Genomic DNA, 16,559 nt, shown 5'->3' with positions numbered 1-16,559 from the left:
AGTAGGGAAGGAATTGGTTGTTATAAATAGTAAGAAAAGGATTGTAAATAAAAAATAGCTCCTGGCATGTATCCCAGTGCCAGGAGCTATTTTATTATTTCTCTGTTTCTGCTTTATCGCTCGTTACGCTAACTTTACCCCACTTATATTGATCTTCTGGTGTATATTTGTAATCTTTTACGCGATTATTTACACCTTTTAGGTCAAATTTATAATGAAGTGGAATTAATGGTACTTCATCATGAACTAATTTTTGCCATTTATCGTAGACATCTTTACGGTACTTTTCATCAGCAGCTTTTGGAGAAATACCTTGTTTTAATAATTCTGTGTTTTTGTCAGTAGCCCAACGTGTGTAATTGAACGCTGCATTTTTAGCCCAAATACCAGAAGGATCTGGATCAGATGCAGTTCCCCAAGCTGCCGCAAAAAGATCAACTTTTGGATCATCTTTTTTAATCATATCGTAGAATGAGTTGAATTCATGTAAGCGACCATCAAGAAGCTCTACTTTTAGACCGATGTCTTTCCAAGATTGAATAAAGAATTTTGCAAGTGGTTCACTTACATCGCTACCACTCATTGATAAGAAATTAGCTTTAAATTCTTTACCATTCGGGTCTTCGCGGAATCCATCCCCGTTAGTATCTTTATAGCCAGCTTCATCTAATAACTTTTTAGCTTTCTCTACATCTTTATCATAGGCACCAATTTTATTGTTATGATATTTTGGTAGAGATGGTGGGATTGGTGAGTTAGCCGGATAACGTAGGCCGTGATATAATTTTTCGCCAATTTCTTTTCGATCAATAGCATACGCCATCGCTTGACGTACACGAACATCTTTAAATTTCTCCTTATCCATCACTACTTCTTCTTTTTCTTTATCCATATGGCCTAATTTAAAGCCGATATAACTATAGTATAAATCGGTTTTACCGACTAATTGTGCATTTTTTAATTTACTTACATTTGGATACTGATCTGCACTTACTTCAGCAATGTCAATATCACCATTTTTTAAGGACGCGTTAACAACGGAAGGGTTAACAACTTTTAAAACCATACTTTTCAGTTTTGGTTTTCCACCATAATAATCATCAAAACGTTCAAATTCAACAGATTCTCCTGGAGTAATTTTCTTCACTTTAAAAGGTCCGAAACCAATTGGGTTTTTACGGATTTTATCAGATTCTGCTAATTTATCGATTGGTACATCTCCTAAATATTTCTTATGAAGAGGGTATGCCCAAAGCCCAGTTTTCACTGAAGGATTCGGCTCTTTAAATGTAATCGAAATTGTTTTTGGATCCGTTACCTTTATACCTGAAATTTTTTCGGCTTTTCCATTGTGGTAATCTTCCATACCTTCAATCATTTGCATTTGAGTGTCATAGCGAGAACCGGCATATTTTTTACTACCAATCACTAGATAAGAGTATTCTAAATCTTCAGCAGTAACAGGGTTTCCATCATGCCATTTTACATTATCTTTGATTTTTAGTGTAATTGTCTTTTTATCTGCAGAAATTTCATATGTAGCAGCGCCATCATTTGTGTATTCCCAGTTTTCGTCATTTGATAATAAAGATTCATCGAAAATTGTAATGACTTGGTTATCAGGATCTCCTTCATATACAGCGAAATTTAAAAGTCCTTCAAATGGTGTGTTAGAAACAAGACCATATGTTAATGAACCATCTTTAATTTCCTTTTTATCATTTTTAACAGATGCACTAAATTTATTTGTATCTACTTTTTTTGTGCTGCTCGTTTTTTCACTACCACCACTGCCCCCACATGCTGAAAGTAGTAATGTTGAAACTGCAAGTGTACTTAATACTTTGAAAAACTTTGGCTTATTTGTCATTTCTTCCACCCCTTATCCCTTTCTTTGTCTTGCGTCGGCCGAACGGCGTAGCGCTTGACCAATAAAATTTATACACAGCATCAATGTTAAAATCATGATTGATGCGGGTAACCAAATCCACCATTTCTCTTGTAATACATCTGGATTTCTAGCATAACTAACAAGTGTACCAAGGCTTGGTGTACTTTCTGGTAGACCAAATCCTAAGAAAGTTAGACCAGATTCAATACCGATGTTTCCAGCAAGATTTAATGTAATGCTAACAATGATAATTGAACTTAAGTTAGGTAGTACTTGGAAAAGAATGATTTTCCAGTTTGGTGTTCCTAAAGTTTTAGATGCAGAGACATAATCGAGTTCTTTTTCAGTTAATACTTTTGAGCGAATTAATCTGGCTTTTCCTGTCCATAAGAACACGCTCATAATTAAAATGAAAGTGAAAATATTGAACGTAGGAACAAGTGTAATAAATACAATTACAAGCATTAAAAATGGTAAAACCATAACAAAGTCGATAACGCGCATAATGATATTATCAATAGTTCCTCCGAAATAACCGGCAATTAATCCAATTGAAAGACCAATTAAACAAGAAAGAATAGTAATTGCTAATCCAATTGTAAATGAGTTACGTGTACCAATAATAAGTTGACCGAAAATATCGCGTCCTCCGTAATCTGTTCCTAACCAATGTTCAGCAGAGGGAGGAGCATAAATAGCGAATAAATCAACTCGTACAATATCTTCTTGTTTCATAATAAAAGATGTTGCGTAGACTGCTAGTAATAAAATTGCTAGGAAAAAAAGTGAAAACATTGCTAATTTATCTTTACGAAGTTCTCGCCACATAATAGAGAAACCGGAAGGGCTTTTTTCGTAATGAATAACTTCAGTTTGTTTTTCGGGTTTTGCTAACATAATGTTTCTTCACCTCCATTAATCAATACGAATACGTGGATCGACGATGCTTAGAATAATATCTGAAAGGAGAGTTCCAAGTAACGTTGCAAATCCAGTAAACATAACGAGTGCAGTTATTACACTAAAATCACGTTGAGAAATAGATTGTATAAATAGTTGTCCAATTCCTGGATAGCTAAAAATACTTTCTAAGAAGATGGCACCGCCAACTAATCCTGTAATTTCATAGCCTAAGAAGGCTGCAATTGGTAAGAATGAATTTCGTAAAATATGTCTAGAATAGATTTTTGATTCTGGAACACCTTTTGCTCTTACTGTACGCACAAAGTCTTTATGTTTCGTATCAATAATTTCGCTTCGTAAATATTGAACAGTACCAACTGTTGCAATTAATGCCCCTGATAAAGCTGGTAGTAGCATGTGATTTAATTTGCTTAAATAGTAAGCAAATGTTCCTGTTGCAACTTGAGGATCTACGCTACCGCCGGTTGGGAATATTGCAAACTTAAATCCGAATAGGAAGAGCATAACGAGTGCAAATATAAATAGTGGTGTAGCAAAACCTAGATAGTTGTAAATGGTAATGAGTCGATCAGCCCATGTATCATTCCACCGCCCACTTATAACTCCTAGTGGTATGGCAATTAAATAAGTAAGAATAAGAATAACAAGTGCTAAAGATACTGTATTTCCAAGGCGTTCTCCAATTAACTCGGTTACTTTCATTTTGTGTGCATAGGAAATACCGAAGTCACCTTGGACTGCATTTTTAATCCAGCGAACATATTGTGTTGTAACTGGGTCATTTAATCCAAGCTTTTCACGTTGTTCTTCAATTACTTTTGGATCCGCTTTTGGATTCATTGCTCTGCCGGTTAAGGCATCGCCTGGCATTGCTTTAGCTAGTAGAAAGACAAGTATACTTAACACGAATAATTGCGGGATCATCACTAAAAATCTCCGTAATATAAACTTCCACATGTTTTATCACTCCCTTAAGGTAATGCCACCCGGTGTGTTGGCGAGATTGTTTTTAAATCGTAAGCACGACCATTTTCGTTGAAATAGTTTTCGTATGATTTTTCGTATTCAGCGCTTACTTCACGACGTAATTTACGTTGTTGTTCGCGGTTTTCAGGACGAATATCAGGAATAGCTGATATTAAGCGCTTCGTATAAATATGTTGTGGATTATTATAAATTTCTGCACTTGTTGCTTCTTCAACGATGCGTCCGCGATACATAACACCGATACGGTCACACATATGACGAATTACGCCTAAATCATGACTAATAAATAAGTATGTTAGTCCGAGTTCAGCTTGTAAATCTTGCAAGAAGTTTAAAACTTGAGCTTGTACCGACACGTCAAGTGCAGATACAGGTTCGTCCGCGATAATAAGCTTCGGTTTTAATGTAAGTGCCCGTGCAATACCAATTCGCTGTCTTTGTCCACCAGAAAACTCATGTGGATATTTATAAACAGATTCTGGGTTTAATCCAACTATACTAAGATACTCTTGAACGGTTCTACGTTCTTCATCAGGTGAGAGCTTCTCAAAATTTCGAAGAGGTTCAGCAATAATATCGAGAACACGTTTTTTCGGATTTAATGATGAATAGGGATCTTGGAAAATCATTTGAATATCTTTTCGTTGTTCACGTAGCTCAGAGCGACTTAACTTTGTTAAGTCTTTATTGTTAAAATGAATGCTACCATTTGTCGCTTTCGTTAAATGCATAATTGCTTTACCTGTTGTTGATTTACCACTACCAGATTCACCAACGATTCCGTATGTTTCACCCGGTTGTAATTCAAAACTTACGCCATCGACAGCGCGCACGAAATCTAATGTACGTCCGAAGAAACCACCTTTAATTGGGAAATGTACTTTTAAATCGTCTACTTTAAGCAGTGCCATGAGTTACGTCATCTCCTTTCTTATCTTGGAAGTTGAAATGCTTGTAGCAAGTACAACGTACCCAATGGTCTGGCTTTACTTCATGCAAAATTGGATTTTCCTCGTGGTGATCAGGTCTAATCCATGGAATTCGAGCTTGGAAACGGCAACCCGTGCGAGGCATCTTCGCCAACGAAGGAACAACCCCTTGAATCACGTGTAACTTTTCTTTTTCTGCATATGCAGACGGGATTGAATTTAATAAGGAACGAGTGTATGGATGAAGAGGATTATTAAAAATCTCTTCTACTGTTCCTGTTTCTACAACTTGTCCTGCATACATAACGACGATACGATCGGCGGTTTCGGCAACGACGCTTAAATCGTGTGTAATTAAGATGATGCCCATTTTTGTTTGTTCTTGAATGGATTTTAGTAAGTCTAATATTTGAGCTTGAATTGTTACATCTAGAGCGGTTGTTGGCTCATCTGCAATGATGAGTCCAGGCTTACAAGCAATTGCAATTGCGATAACAATTCTTTGTCTCATTCCGCCAGATAATTCGTGTGGGTATTGTTTATATGTAAGTTCTGGTTTTGGAATACCAACTTGATGGAGTAGTTCTAAGGTGCGTTCTTTCTTTTCAACTTTTGAAAGGCTTGTGTGGTAGTCTAAGTTTTCTTCGATTTGTTTTCCAACTGTCATAAGAGGGTCGAGTGCTGTAAGAGGTTCTTGGAAAATCATACCGATGTTTGATCCGCGTACTTTATTCATCTCTGCGGCGGACATGGTTAGTAGATCCTTATCTCTATAGTTAAGCTGCCCTTGTAATTTTGTATTTGCTTCATTATGCAATCGCATAATGGAAAGGGCAAGTGCACTTTTTCCACATCCTGACTCACCAACGATAGCAACAATTTCATTTTCATGAACAGTTAAGGATACATTATCAACTGCTGCATGATACTGATCTTGTATACGAAAGGAAGTTTGCAAGTTTTCAATACGAAGAAGTGAATTCTTCATGGCTATCCCTCCATCTTTTCTGAAAAGACTAAATATTTTGTATGTTGTTATTTTAATATAAATTGACAATGTTTGACAAGGATAAGTTGAAAAAATATTCAAAAATCTTTTTATATAAAAGTGGAATGCAGTTGTATTAGGTGTTGAAGTAATTTGGAAGCGCTAACATATATATGAGAGGAAAATAAATCTTTTGTAAGAAAAAAGATTTATATGTAGAAAAAAGAGAGGCATTCTGGAAAGAATGGTCTCTCTTTTTTTGATAAGTATAATATTTGTACTTAAGCTTGCTTTTGTTTTGTTGACCCTGTATTTAAAGTAAGGGCAAGGAAGAACATTGCAAGTATGCAAGATGCAAGTAATAAGATGAATCCGCCATCCCATCCGAATGCATCTACGATAAAGCCCATAGCGGCACTAGCGAAAGCAGCTCCGCCTAAGTAACCGAAGAATCCAGTTAAGCCTGCTGCAGTTCCAGCAGCTTTCTTTGGTGCTAAATCTAGAGCGTGTAGACCAATTAGCATAACCGGTCCGTAAATTAAAAATCCAATTGCGACAAGTGCGATACTATCAACCATTGGATTACCAGGAGGGTTTAACCAGTAAACAAGAACTGCGATAAATACACCAACCATAAATAAAATACCAGCAGGTGCACGACGTCCTTTAAATAGTTTATCACTCATCCATCCGCAAAGAAGTGTACCTGGAATACCAGCCCATTCATATAGAGCGTAAGCAGTACGTGAGCTACTATGAGTAAAGCTTTTTTCTTCTACTAAATAAGTAGGAGCCCAGTCTACAACGCCGTAACGTACGAAATATACGAAAACGTTCGCAATAGCGATGTACCATAAAAACTTATTGTTTAGTACGTATTTAAATAAAATTTCTTTTGCCGAAAGTTCGCGTTCGCGATCTTTTATTTTCTCATCTGGTGGATATTCTCCAGTATGCTCTTCAATAGAAGGTAGTCCACAAGATTGAGGCGTATCTTTCATCGTAATTAATACATAAATACCAACTAAAATTGAAAGAATACCTGGGAAGTAAAAAATACTTTTCCAGTCATTTGCAAAGAAGTATAAGCCTAATGTTACAAGAGAAGGCATAAGCGCGCCGCCGACATTATGAGCGACGTTCCAAATAGACATTTTTGTACCACGTTCGCTAATAGAGAACCAGTGAACCATCGTACGACCACAAGGAGGCCATCCCATACCTTGTACCCATCCATTTAAAAACTGAAGTACAAACATAAGTATAATGCTCGTTGTAATGAAAGAAAATGAGCCGAAAATAATATTAATGATACCTGATAAAAATAGCCCAGCTGCTAAAAAGTAGCGAGGATTACAACGATCGGATACGATACCCATCAAGAATTTACTTAATCCGTAAGCGATAGATACTGCTGAAAGGATAACCCCAAGTTCCCCTTTACTAAAGCCTTGTTCGATTAAGTATGGCATTGCTAGTGAAAAGTTTTTTCGAACAAAGTAGTAACCTGCATAACCGATGAAGATACCTAAGAATACTTGTAAACGTAATTTACGGTATTCGCTATCAACGCGATCAGCTGGTAAGCGTTCCGCGTGGGGCGCAGGTTTAAATAATTGTGTGAAAAACATAAAATGAAAATCCTCCCCTAATTAATTCGAAGCGTTTTAAGACAGAGAATATAAAAAGGCCATGAAATATAAAAAAGTTTCCTTTTTTATGATTCATAGCCGTGTACTCCGTTTCTCCGTGACTGTCAATATTAACTTCGTCGAAAATTATACAACTTTGTGACAAAAATGTAAACGTTTTTATGAATAAAAGTATTGACGGATTTTGTTCGTGGGATTAATATTTAAATACGTTAAATATTTTATTGTTTAAATAAGAGGTGGATAACATGCCAAATGATATGACGCATATCGATAAAATTCAAGCTCTTGCCTTTTCGATTGGAAAGAAAATGCAGACGGAGTTATTAGAACAAATGCAAGCAACAGGACTTACACCACCGCAGTTTTATATTTTAAAGATTTTAGATCATTATGGGGCTTCAAGAGCGACAACATTAGCAAAAAAGATGTATGTGAAGCCTAGCGCGATTACAGTGATGATTGATCGTCTAATCGATCAAGAACTTGTAGAACGCTATCACGACAAAGATGACCGTCGTGTTGTCATCATCGAGTTAACGAAAAAGGGGAAAGCTAGAGTAGAAGAGGCAATGACAGCTCGCAACGAGCATATTGCAAAATACTTTTCACATTTAGAGTTGCAAGAAAGAGAAGATTTATTACGTCTCTTTGAGAAGTTAGAAACCATTATTTGCGGGACACAAGAGAAAAAAGAGAATAACTAAGAGGAATTGAGGAGATTACATGGAGCAACAAGAAAATCAAAATAGAAAGTTGTTGTTAATCGGTTTAGTAATCGCGATGCTATTTGCTGCATTAGATGGAACAATTGTTGGTACAGCAATGCCACGTATCGTCGGTGACCTAGGCGGATTAAGTTTAATGACATGGTTAACGACAGCTTATATGTTAACATCAACGACAGTTGTACCAATTGCAGGTAAATTAGCGGATTTACTTGGTCGTCGTAACGTATATATAACAGGGCTAGTTATTTTCATGATTGGTTCGGCGTTATGTGGTATGGCGAATGGTATGACAGAATTAATTATTTTCCGTGGTATTCAAGGTCTTGGTGGCGGTATTATGATGCCAATGGCTATGATTATTATTGGAGATATGTTCACGGGAAAAGAACGTGCGAAATGGCAAGGTATTTTTGGTGCGTTATACGGTCTTGCTTCTGTAATTGGACCACAAGTTGGTGGTTGGATTGTAGATGCAGTGAACTGGAGATGGGTATTCTACATTAACTTACCGGTTGGTATTTTAGCAACAATCTTTATTGCAATGGGATTAAAATCACATAAACAAACAGGACCAATTAAAATTGATATCGCTGGAATCTTTACGATGATTCTAGGTGTTGTAAGTTTATTACTTGCGCTAACGTTTGGCGGAAAAGATTATGCATGGGATTCTTGGCAAATTATCGGTTTATTCGCACTAGCTGTAATTGGTATCGTTAGCTTTGTTATTGTTGAAACGAAAGCTGAAGAGCCGATTTTACCAATGCATTTCTTTAAAAATCGCACATTTACAATACTGAATGCGATTGGATTCTTTATGAGTATTGGAATGTTCGGCGCGATTATGTTCGTACCATTCTTCATGCAAGGTATTGTAGGAGTAAGTGCTGCTGAATCAGGAACAATTATGACTCCAATGATGATTACAATGATTGTAATGAGTATTATCGGTGGGCAACTTGTATTAAAAGTTGGTGTAAAACCACAAATTATCGCAGGTATGCTTATTATGGCCGGTGGTTTCTGGTTATTAACAACGATGGATATGCACACAACGAAGCTTACAGCTACTTCTTATATGATGGTTATCGGTTTAGGAATGGGTCTTGTAATGCCGACATTAACATTAGCGTTACAAGAAAGCTTCCCGAAAAAAGACCTTGGTGTCGTAACGTCATCAAGTCAGTTCTTCCGTCAAATTGGTGGAACATTTGGTATTACAATTTTAGGATCAATTATGAATAACACTTCAGGTACAACGTTAACAAATAAATTAGTACCTGTATTAGATACATTCCCGAAAGAAGCGGGACAAATGGTAACGAAATTTAAAGATATGATTCACACAGATCCACAAGGTTTATATTCGATGCTATTTAGCCCAGAGGCATTAAAACAAATGCCAGAAGCGTTTGCTAACAGCATTGTACCTATTTTGAAAAACTCTTTAGTAGACTCGCTTCATACTGTATTCTTAACAGGATTAGTATTTATCGTAGTAGGTGCCATCTTTACGATTTTCTTACAAAAAATTAAACTATCAGATCGTAAAAAAGATGCTGAAGAGCCTGCTGTAGAAGAAAAAGAAAAAACTGTATCATACTCGTAATGAAGAAGCATCGCCTTATGGCGGTGCTTTTTTGAGTATAACCTTAAAAGCTTTTTAGTGAGAAATGATTGACGTATTTTTAGAAATACGTTATATTATTTTCTGTAAACGGTTACATGAAATGAGGAGAAAAGAGAATGAGTACGATTAAAGACGTTGCGAAATTAGCGGGAGTATCTGTTGCGACCGTTTCCAGAGTTTTAAATAAAAATGGATATGTTCACGAAGATACATTAAAAAAGGTAGAGCGTGCAATTGAGATGTTAGATTATAAGCCTAGTACAGTAGCACGTTCACTGTATAATAAAAAGTCTCGTTTAATTGGCTTAGTTGTTCCAAATATCGTGAATCCGTTCTTTCCAGAAGTTGCACGTGCCGTAGAAGATGTAGCACATAAACAAGGTTACACAGTTGTCCTTTGTAACTCTGATGAAAGTTTAGAAAAAGAGAAACAATACATTGATGTACTTAGACAAAATAATGTAGATGGATTTATTGTAGCAACAAATCCACAAAATAGTGTTAATTACATGAATTTATCTGTCCCGGTTGTTGCGATTGACCGTATGTTTAATGAGCGTATTCCTACTGTATATGCAGATAACTATGCAGGAAGTCAGGCTGCGACAAAGTTGTTACTAGATAAAGGATGTAAACATATTGCGCATATTCGCGGTCCACGTGATGTGAGTACTGCAAATGAACGTTTTGAAGGTTTTGTAGACGTTATTACGCAAAATAACCTTTCGTATATGATTGCGGAGAGTACGTTTGAGCCAGCAAATAGTGAGCGTGTAGCGATGGAATTATTAGAAGAATACCCGCATATTGATGGTATTGTTGCTGGGAATGATTTAATTGCGATTGGTATTGTAAAGGCTGCACTTCAAAAGGGGATTGCCATTCCAGATGATTTACAAATTATCGGATTTGATGGAATTTCTTTAACAGAAATGATGTATCCATCTATTACAACAGTTGCACAACCGATATATGAAATGGGGAAAATTGCAACAGAGTTGTTGTTAGAGCAAATGGAAGGAAATACATTAGAAGAGAAACACTATCGTTTGCCGATTGAAATTATAGAACGAAATACAACGAAGTAAGGAGATGAAACAGATGCCAAATATTGCAGTAGTAGGAAGCATTTCAATGGACTTAGTGGCTGTTTCAAAAAAACGGCCGAAAGCAGGAGAAACAGTAATTGGTGAAGCGTTTCATACAATCCCAGGAGGGAAAGGGGCAAACCAAGCAGTTGCTGCAGCTAGGTTAGGAGCAAATGTAGCAATGGTTGGAGCGGTAGGAAATGATGATTATGGAACAGTAGTTAGAAAAAATTTAGAGAACGAACGCATTTTTATCGATTATGTGGTACCGGTTACAGATAGAACGACAGGAATTGCTCATATCGTTTTAGCAGAAGAAGATAACAGTATTGTTGTCGTACAAGGGGCAAATGCTCTTGTAAATAAGTCAGTTGTAGATCGCTCCAAAGACCTTCTTGTAAAAGCGGATATGGTTGTTCTTCAACTAGAAATTCCACTTGAAACAGTAAAATATGTATTGGCTATTTGTGAGGAACATAATATTCCTGTTATGTTGAATCCAGCGCCAGCACAAGTTTTATCAGAAGAAATTTTAGAAAAAGCAACTTATATTACGCCAAATGAACATGAGTGCCGCATTGTATTAGATGATTTTACATCACCAATTGAAGATTTATTGGCGAAGTATCCAAATAAATTATTGATGACAGAAGGTTCTAACGGTGTTCGTTTCCATAATGGCACGGAGATTGTACATGTTCCTAGCATTGCTGTTGATGTAGTGGATACAACTGGAGCTGGTGATACATTTAATGGTGCGTTAGCAGTTGCACTTTCTGAAGGAGAGACACTTCAAAAAGCAATTCGTTTCGCGAATATTGCCGGTGGTCTTTCTGTAACGAAACTTGGAGCACAGGGCGGTATGCCAACGAGAGATCGAGTACGTGAAGTGCAGGTGATTGTTGGATGAAAAAGCATGGTGTATTAAACAGTGAAATCGCGGCAGTCCTTGCTTCACTTGGGCATACAGATACGGTTGTAATTGCTGATTGCGGGTTACCGATTCCGGATGGAGTAAAACGAATTGATTTAGCTGTTGAGATTGGAAAACCGAGTTTTTTAGAGGTGTTACAAGTTGTAGCTGATGATATGGCAATCGAAAAAGTGACGTTAGCAGAAGAAGTCATTATAAATAATGCGGAAGTAAATAAAGAGATTGAGCAAAAATTAATAGAGCCAGCATTTGAGTATGTATCTCATGAACAATTTAAAGAGCATACAAAGAAAGCGAAGGCGATTATTCGTACAGGCGAGGCTACGCCTTATGCAAATGTAATTTTACATGCAGGCGTGATTTTTTAATAAAGGGAAGTGATGGGAATGCATATTGAAATGAAAAACATTTCAAAGGCGTTCAATGGCAATCCTGTTTTGAAGAATGCACAGTTTATGATTGAAACAGGAGAAGTCCATGCATTGATGGGGGAAAATGGAGCGGGTAAATCAACGCTCATGAAGATTTTAACAGGTGTATACAAAAAAGATGGTGGGACAATCACGATTGATGGGCAAGAGCGCACCTTTAAAAATGCGAAAGAAGCTGAAGAGTACGGCATCGCATTTATACATCAAGAACTAAATATATTGCCGAATTTAACAGTAGCTGAAAATATGTTTCTTGGTAAAGAGTTAATGTATGGGAAAACAGGTATTTTACGCACTCGACAAATGAACGCGATTGCGCAGCAGCAACTAGCAGAGCTAGGATTGCATGTAAGAGGTGCTATGTTAGCAGAGGAACTATCGGTTGGACAACAGCAAATTATCGAAATTGCGAAAGCGTTAATGACAAACGCGAGCGTTATTATTATGGATGAACCTACTGCGGCACTGACGGATCGTGAAATCGAAACGCTCTTTACAGTAATCAATAAGTTACGTAAAGAAGGTGTTTCATTCGTGTACATTTCGCATCGTATGGAAGAGATTTTCTCAATATGTGATGCCATTACGATTTTGCGTGATGGAGAATACGTCGGAAAGAGATTAATTCCAGAAACATCATTTGATGAAGTAGTGAGTATGATGGTGGGGCGCAGCATTGGTGAACGTTACCCAGAGCGAAATAGTCAAATTGGTGATGTCATTTTTGAAATGCGTAACGGAACGAAGAAAGGGAAATTTGAAAATGTTTCGTTTCAAGTGAGGAAAGGTGAAATCCTTGGTGTAGCTGGTTTGATGGGGGCTGGTCGCACTGATATTATGAAAGCGATATTTGGTTATGAACCTTTAGATTCTGGACAAATTTTTATAAATGGACAAGAAGTAAAGATTGATAGTCCGATAGATGCAATTAGACAAAGAATTGCTTTCATTACAGAAGATAGAAAGTCTGAAGGATTAGTGTTAGATTTTTCAATTCGAGAAAACTTATCGTTACCGAATTTAGAAAGTCTTTCAAAGGGAAGTGTTCTAAGCAACGAGCTAGAACAACAGTTTACAGAAGATATGATGAAGCTTCTTAATGTGAAAGCATCTAGCGGAGAGCAGGCAGTGAAATCTCTTTCTGGTGGAAATCAGCAAAAGATTGTAATCGCAAAATGGCTAGGCATTCATCCGCAATTACTCATTTTAGATGAGCCAACAAGAGGTGTCGATGTTGGAGCGAAAAAAGAAATTTACTCTATTATGAATAAGCTTACTGAGCAAGGCGATGCCGTTATTATGGTATCATCTGAGCTTCCGGAAGTTTTAGGGATGAGTGATCGAGTTCTTGTTATTCATGAAGGAAAAGTCGGCGGCATTTTAGGGAAAGATGAGGCATCACAAGAGTCTATTATGGCACTAGCTACAGGGGGAGAGTAAGGATGGCTAAGAAGGGGAATGTATTACAACAACTCGGTTCTTTAATCGGTTTAGTATTAATTATCGTCGTAATTACAGCTTTAAATCCAGCGTTCATTGAAATTCCAAATTTATTTAATATACTGCGTCAAGTATCGATTAATGCGCTTATTGCATTCGGAATGACCTTTGTAATTTTAACAGGGGGTATTGACTTATCGGTAGGTTCTATTTTAGCATTATCAAGTGCACTTGTTGCTGGAATGATGGCAAGTGGCATGGATCCGTTCCTTGCAATGGCAGTTGGACTATTAGCAGGTCTTGTAATGGGAATTGTAAACGGTATCATCATTGCGAAAGGAAAAGTAGCTCCATTTATTGCAACTTTAGCAACAATGACTATTTTTCGTGGGTTGACGCTTGTTTATATGGACGGACGTCCGATCACTGGTCTTGGTGATCATTTAATGTTCCAAATGTTTGGCCGCGGTTATTTTCTTGGTATTCCGGTACCAGCTGTTACAATGATGATCGCTTTCGCAGTACTGTACTTCATTTTGAAGAAAACGACATTTGGCCGTCGTACATTTGCAATTGGTGGAAATGAAGAAGCAGCAGCACTATCAGGTATTAATGTTACGAGAATTAAAGTAATGATTTACGGTCTTTCCGGAATTTTGGCAGCGCTTGCAGGTATTGTCTTAACATCACGACTAGATTCTGCACAGCCGACCGCAGGTACTTCTTACGAATTAGATGCAATTGCAGCAGTTGTATTAGGTGGAACAAGTCTTTCTGGGGGAAGAGGATGGATTGTTGGTACATTCATCGGTGTACTAATTATCGGTGTACTAAATAACGGTTTAAATTTATTAGGTGTATCTTCTTTCTTCCAACAAGTTGTAAAAGGACTTGTAATCTTACTAGCTGTATTAATTGATCGCCGAAAAGAAGCGTAATGGAGGGACAGTTCATGAAGAAATGGTTACTTATACTCGTTGCATGTATTATGGTCATTACTGCTGGTTGTTCAATGGAACCACCAGAATGGGCAAAGGATTCTAGCGATAAAGGTCGAAATAAAACTATTAAAGTTGGATTCTCTGTTTCAACTTTAAATAATCCCTTCTTTGTAACTTTGAAAAAGGGTGCAGAAAAGAAAGCGAAAGATAGCGGCATCGAATTGATTGCTGTTGATGCGCAAAATGATGCAGCGAAGCAAACGAACGATGTTGAAGATTTAATTCAAAAGGGTGTCGATGTAATTGTTATTAATCCGACCGATTCAGATGCTGTTGCTTCAGCGGTAAGTGCGGCAAATGCAGCAAATGTTCCTGTTATTACAGTAGACCGCGTTGCGAATTCAGGTAAGGTTGTTTCTCACATTGCATCTAATAATATCGAAGGTGGTCAAATGGCTAGTGATTACATTCGTGAATTAGTCGGCGAAGGAGCAAACGTTGCTGAGTTAGAAGGAATCCCTGGATCGTCTGCTGCTCGTGAACGTGGGAAAGGATTCCATAACGTAGCCGATAAGTCTTTAAAAGTAGTTGCAAAACAAGCGGCTGATTTTGATAGAGCGAAAGGATTATCTGTTATGGAAAACATTTTGCAAGCAAATGGTGATATTAAAGCCGTGTTTGCGCATAACGACGAGATGGCATTAGGTGCACTTGAAGCATTGAAGTCTGCTGGAAAAACAGATGTGGTAGTTGTTGGATTTGATGCAACAGAAGATGCTGTGAAAGCGGTTAACGATGGGCGTATGGCTGCAACAGTCGCTCAAAAACCGGAATTAATCGGAGAGAAGGCGATGCAAACAGCAAAAGAGATAACACAAGGTAAAAAAGTGGACAAATCTATTCCGATTGAATTAGAGCTTATTAAGAAAAATAAATAAATATAAAATGAAAATTAGGAAGGAAGAATAACAAATGAAATTCTTTATTGATACAGCAAACATTAACGAAATTAAAGAGGCAAATGCATTAGGCGTAGTAGCTGGAGTAACGACAAACCCATCACTTGTAGCAAAAGAAGGCGTAGATTTCCATGAGCGTATTCGTGAAATTTGCAGCTTTATAGAAGGACCTGTAAGTGCAGAAGTAATTAGCTTAGAAGCTGATAAAATGATTGAAGAAGGAAAAGAATTAGCGAAGATTGCTCCAAACGTTGTTGTAAAAGTTCCAATGACAACAGAAGGTTTAAAAGCAGTAAAAGCATTCTCAGATTTAGGAATTCGTACAAACGTTACATTAGTATTCTCAGCAGTTCAAGCATTACTTGCAGCTCGCGCTGGTGCAACATATGTTTCACCATTCTTAGGTCGTTTAGATGATATCGGTCATAACGGTATGGATTTAATTCGTCAAATCGCAGAAATCTTTGCAATTCATGGCATCGAAACAGAAATCATTGCAGCATCTGTACGTCACAGCGTTCACGTAACTGATGCAGCATTAAACGGTGCACATATTGCAACAATCCCAGCAAACGTAATTGCTTCATTAGTGAAGCACCCATTAACAGATCAAGGAATTGAGAAATTCTTAGCTGATTGGGAAAAAACACAAGAGAAATAATAGAAAATCAAGAATCCTAGTTTAATTGACTAGGATTCTTTTTTTATTTAAAAGAATTTTCATGCAATTTTGCATATTGTCTTTTAAATTTGTTATATAAGATATTTAATATATATCACATAACTCTTTATTTTTCATATTTCGATATAAAGTGAAACTTTAATCAGTGGGGGCTTTGTTCATCAGCACACTGATTAGTAGTTGAACCAAGGGATAAACAGATAGAGGGTCTGACCAGAAAACTGGAGGGCATGATTCTATAACAGAAAGTTTAATGTTTATAGAATTATGTCTTTTTATATAGGGAGGGTAGTAAACAGAGATTTCGACAAAAACGCACCGATTTATCTGAATTTTAAGTTTTATAAAAGGA

General features: G+C 37.1%; 15 protein-coding genes. 9 read left to right on the top strand and 6 right to left on the bottom strand.

Annotated features, from left to right (window positions below; translation table 11 throughout):
* Nucleotides 1-94 precede the first annotated feature (94 nt).
* The 6 genes from opp4A to glpT all read right to left on the bottom strand — a co-directional run bounded on the left by opp4A (nucleotide 95) and on the right by glpT (nucleotide 7,350).
* Nucleotides 95-1,870, bottom strand: coding sequence for an oligopeptide ABC transporter substrate-binding protein (gene opp4A, locus IBT51_RS19230; RefSeq protein WP_095691411.1), 1,776 nt, complete (start codon nucleotides 1,868-1,870; stop codon nucleotides 95-97).
* Between the two features lie 12 nt (nucleotides 1,871-1,882).
* Complete coding sequence (locus IBT51_RS19225) at nucleotides 1,883-2,788, bottom strand: ABC transporter permease (protein ID WP_064532043.1); 906 nt, start codon at nucleotides 2,786-2,788, stop codon at nucleotides 1,883-1,885.
* Nucleotides 2,789-2,806: 18 nt separating this feature from the next.
* The gene (opp4B, locus tag IBT51_RS19220; protein WP_064532045.1) at nucleotides 2,807-3,772 is read right to left on the bottom strand and encodes an oligopeptide ABC transporter permease; all 966 of its coding nucleotides are present in this window, start codon (nucleotides 3,770-3,772) and stop codon (nucleotides 2,807-2,809) included.
* A gap of 14 nt (nucleotides 3,773-3,786) precedes the next feature.
* Entirely contained in the window at nucleotides 3,787-4,713 is a 927-nt protein-coding gene (locus IBT51_RS19215; RefSeq protein ID WP_064532047.1) for an ABC transporter ATP-binding protein, read from the bottom strand.
* Entirely contained in the window at nucleotides 4,700-5,719 is a 1,020-nt protein-coding gene (locus IBT51_RS19210; RefSeq protein WP_053565238.1) for an ABC transporter ATP-binding protein, read from the bottom strand. Before IBT51_RS19210 ends, IBT51_RS19215 begins: the two co-directional genes overlap by 14 nt.
* Nucleotides 5,720-6,000: 281 nt before the next feature.
* Nucleotides 6,001-7,350, bottom strand: a complete 1,350-nt coding sequence (glpT, locus tag IBT51_RS19205) for a glycerol-3-phosphate transporter (RefSeq protein WP_000466388.1) — start codon at nucleotides 7,348-7,350, stop codon at nucleotides 6,001-6,003.
* Between the two features lie 269 nt (nucleotides 7,351-7,619).
* On the opposite strand from glpT, the gene IBT51_RS19200 reads away from it, so the two are divergent.
* From IBT51_RS19200 to fsa, 9 genes are all read left to right on the top strand, one after another.
* Complete coding sequence (locus IBT51_RS19200; RefSeq protein ID WP_001132365.1) at nucleotides 7,620-8,078, top strand: MarR family winged helix-turn-helix transcriptional regulator; 459 nt, start codon at nucleotides 7,620-7,622, stop codon at nucleotides 8,076-8,078.
* Nucleotides 8,079-8,097: 19 nt separating this feature from the next.
* A complete protein-coding gene (locus IBT51_RS19195; protein ID WP_000437647.1) occupies nucleotides 8,098-9,711 on the top strand; it encodes an MDR family MFS transporter in 1,614 nt (537 codons plus the stop codon).
* 137 nt (nucleotides 9,712-9,848) lie between these two features.
* Nucleotides 9,849-10,820, top strand: coding sequence for a ribose operon transcriptional repressor RbsR (gene rbsR, locus IBT51_RS19190; protein WP_000104051.1), 972 nt, complete (start codon nucleotides 9,849-9,851; stop codon nucleotides 10,818-10,820).
* Between the two features lie 13 nt (nucleotides 10,821-10,833).
* Nucleotides 10,834-11,730: a ribokinase gene (gene rbsK, locus IBT51_RS19185; RefSeq protein WP_001132865.1), complete on the top strand. Its 897-nt coding sequence runs from the start codon at nucleotides 10,834-10,836 to the stop codon at nucleotides 11,728-11,730.
* Nucleotides 11,727-12,122, top strand: coding sequence for a D-ribose pyranase (gene rbsD / locus IBT51_RS19180; RefSeq protein ID WP_000716151.1), 396 nt, complete (start codon nucleotides 11,727-11,729; stop codon nucleotides 12,120-12,122). The genes rbsK and rbsD overlap by 4 nt, the downstream gene beginning before the upstream one ends.
* Before the next feature lie 18 nt (nucleotides 12,123-12,140).
* The gene (rbsA, locus tag IBT51_RS19175) at nucleotides 12,141-13,625 is read left to right on the top strand and encodes a ribose ABC transporter ATP-binding protein RbsA (protein WP_088022994.1); all 1,485 of its coding nucleotides are present in this window, start codon (nucleotides 12,141-12,143) and stop codon (nucleotides 13,623-13,625) included.
* 2 nt (nucleotides 13,626-13,627) lie between these two features.
* Nucleotides 13,628-14,563, top strand: a complete 936-nt coding sequence (locus IBT51_RS19170; RefSeq protein ID WP_001074641.1) for an ABC transporter permease subunit — start codon at nucleotides 13,628-13,630, stop codon at nucleotides 14,561-14,563.
* Nucleotides 14,564-14,577: 14 nt separating this feature from the next.
* Nucleotides 14,578-15,504: a ribose ABC transporter substrate-binding protein RbsB gene (gene rbsB / locus IBT51_RS19165; protein ID WP_088022991.1), complete on the top strand. Its 927-nt coding sequence runs from the start codon at nucleotides 14,578-14,580 to the stop codon at nucleotides 15,502-15,504.
* Between the two features lie 34 nt (nucleotides 15,505-15,538).
* Nucleotides 15,539-16,186 (top strand): fructose-6-phosphate aldolase, encoded by a 648-nt coding sequence (gene fsa, locus IBT51_RS19160; protein WP_000667666.1) that lies wholly within the window; start codon nucleotides 15,539-15,541, stop codon nucleotides 16,184-16,186.
* The last annotated feature ends 373 nt before the right edge of the window (nucleotides 16,187-16,559 follow it).

This window comes from Bacillus sp. S71, from assembly GCF_016625265.1.
Lineage (GTDB): Bacteria > Bacillota > Bacilli > Bacillales > Bacillaceae_G > Bacillus_A > Bacillus_A cereus.
This window is presented reverse-complemented; position numbering and strand designations above follow the sequence as displayed.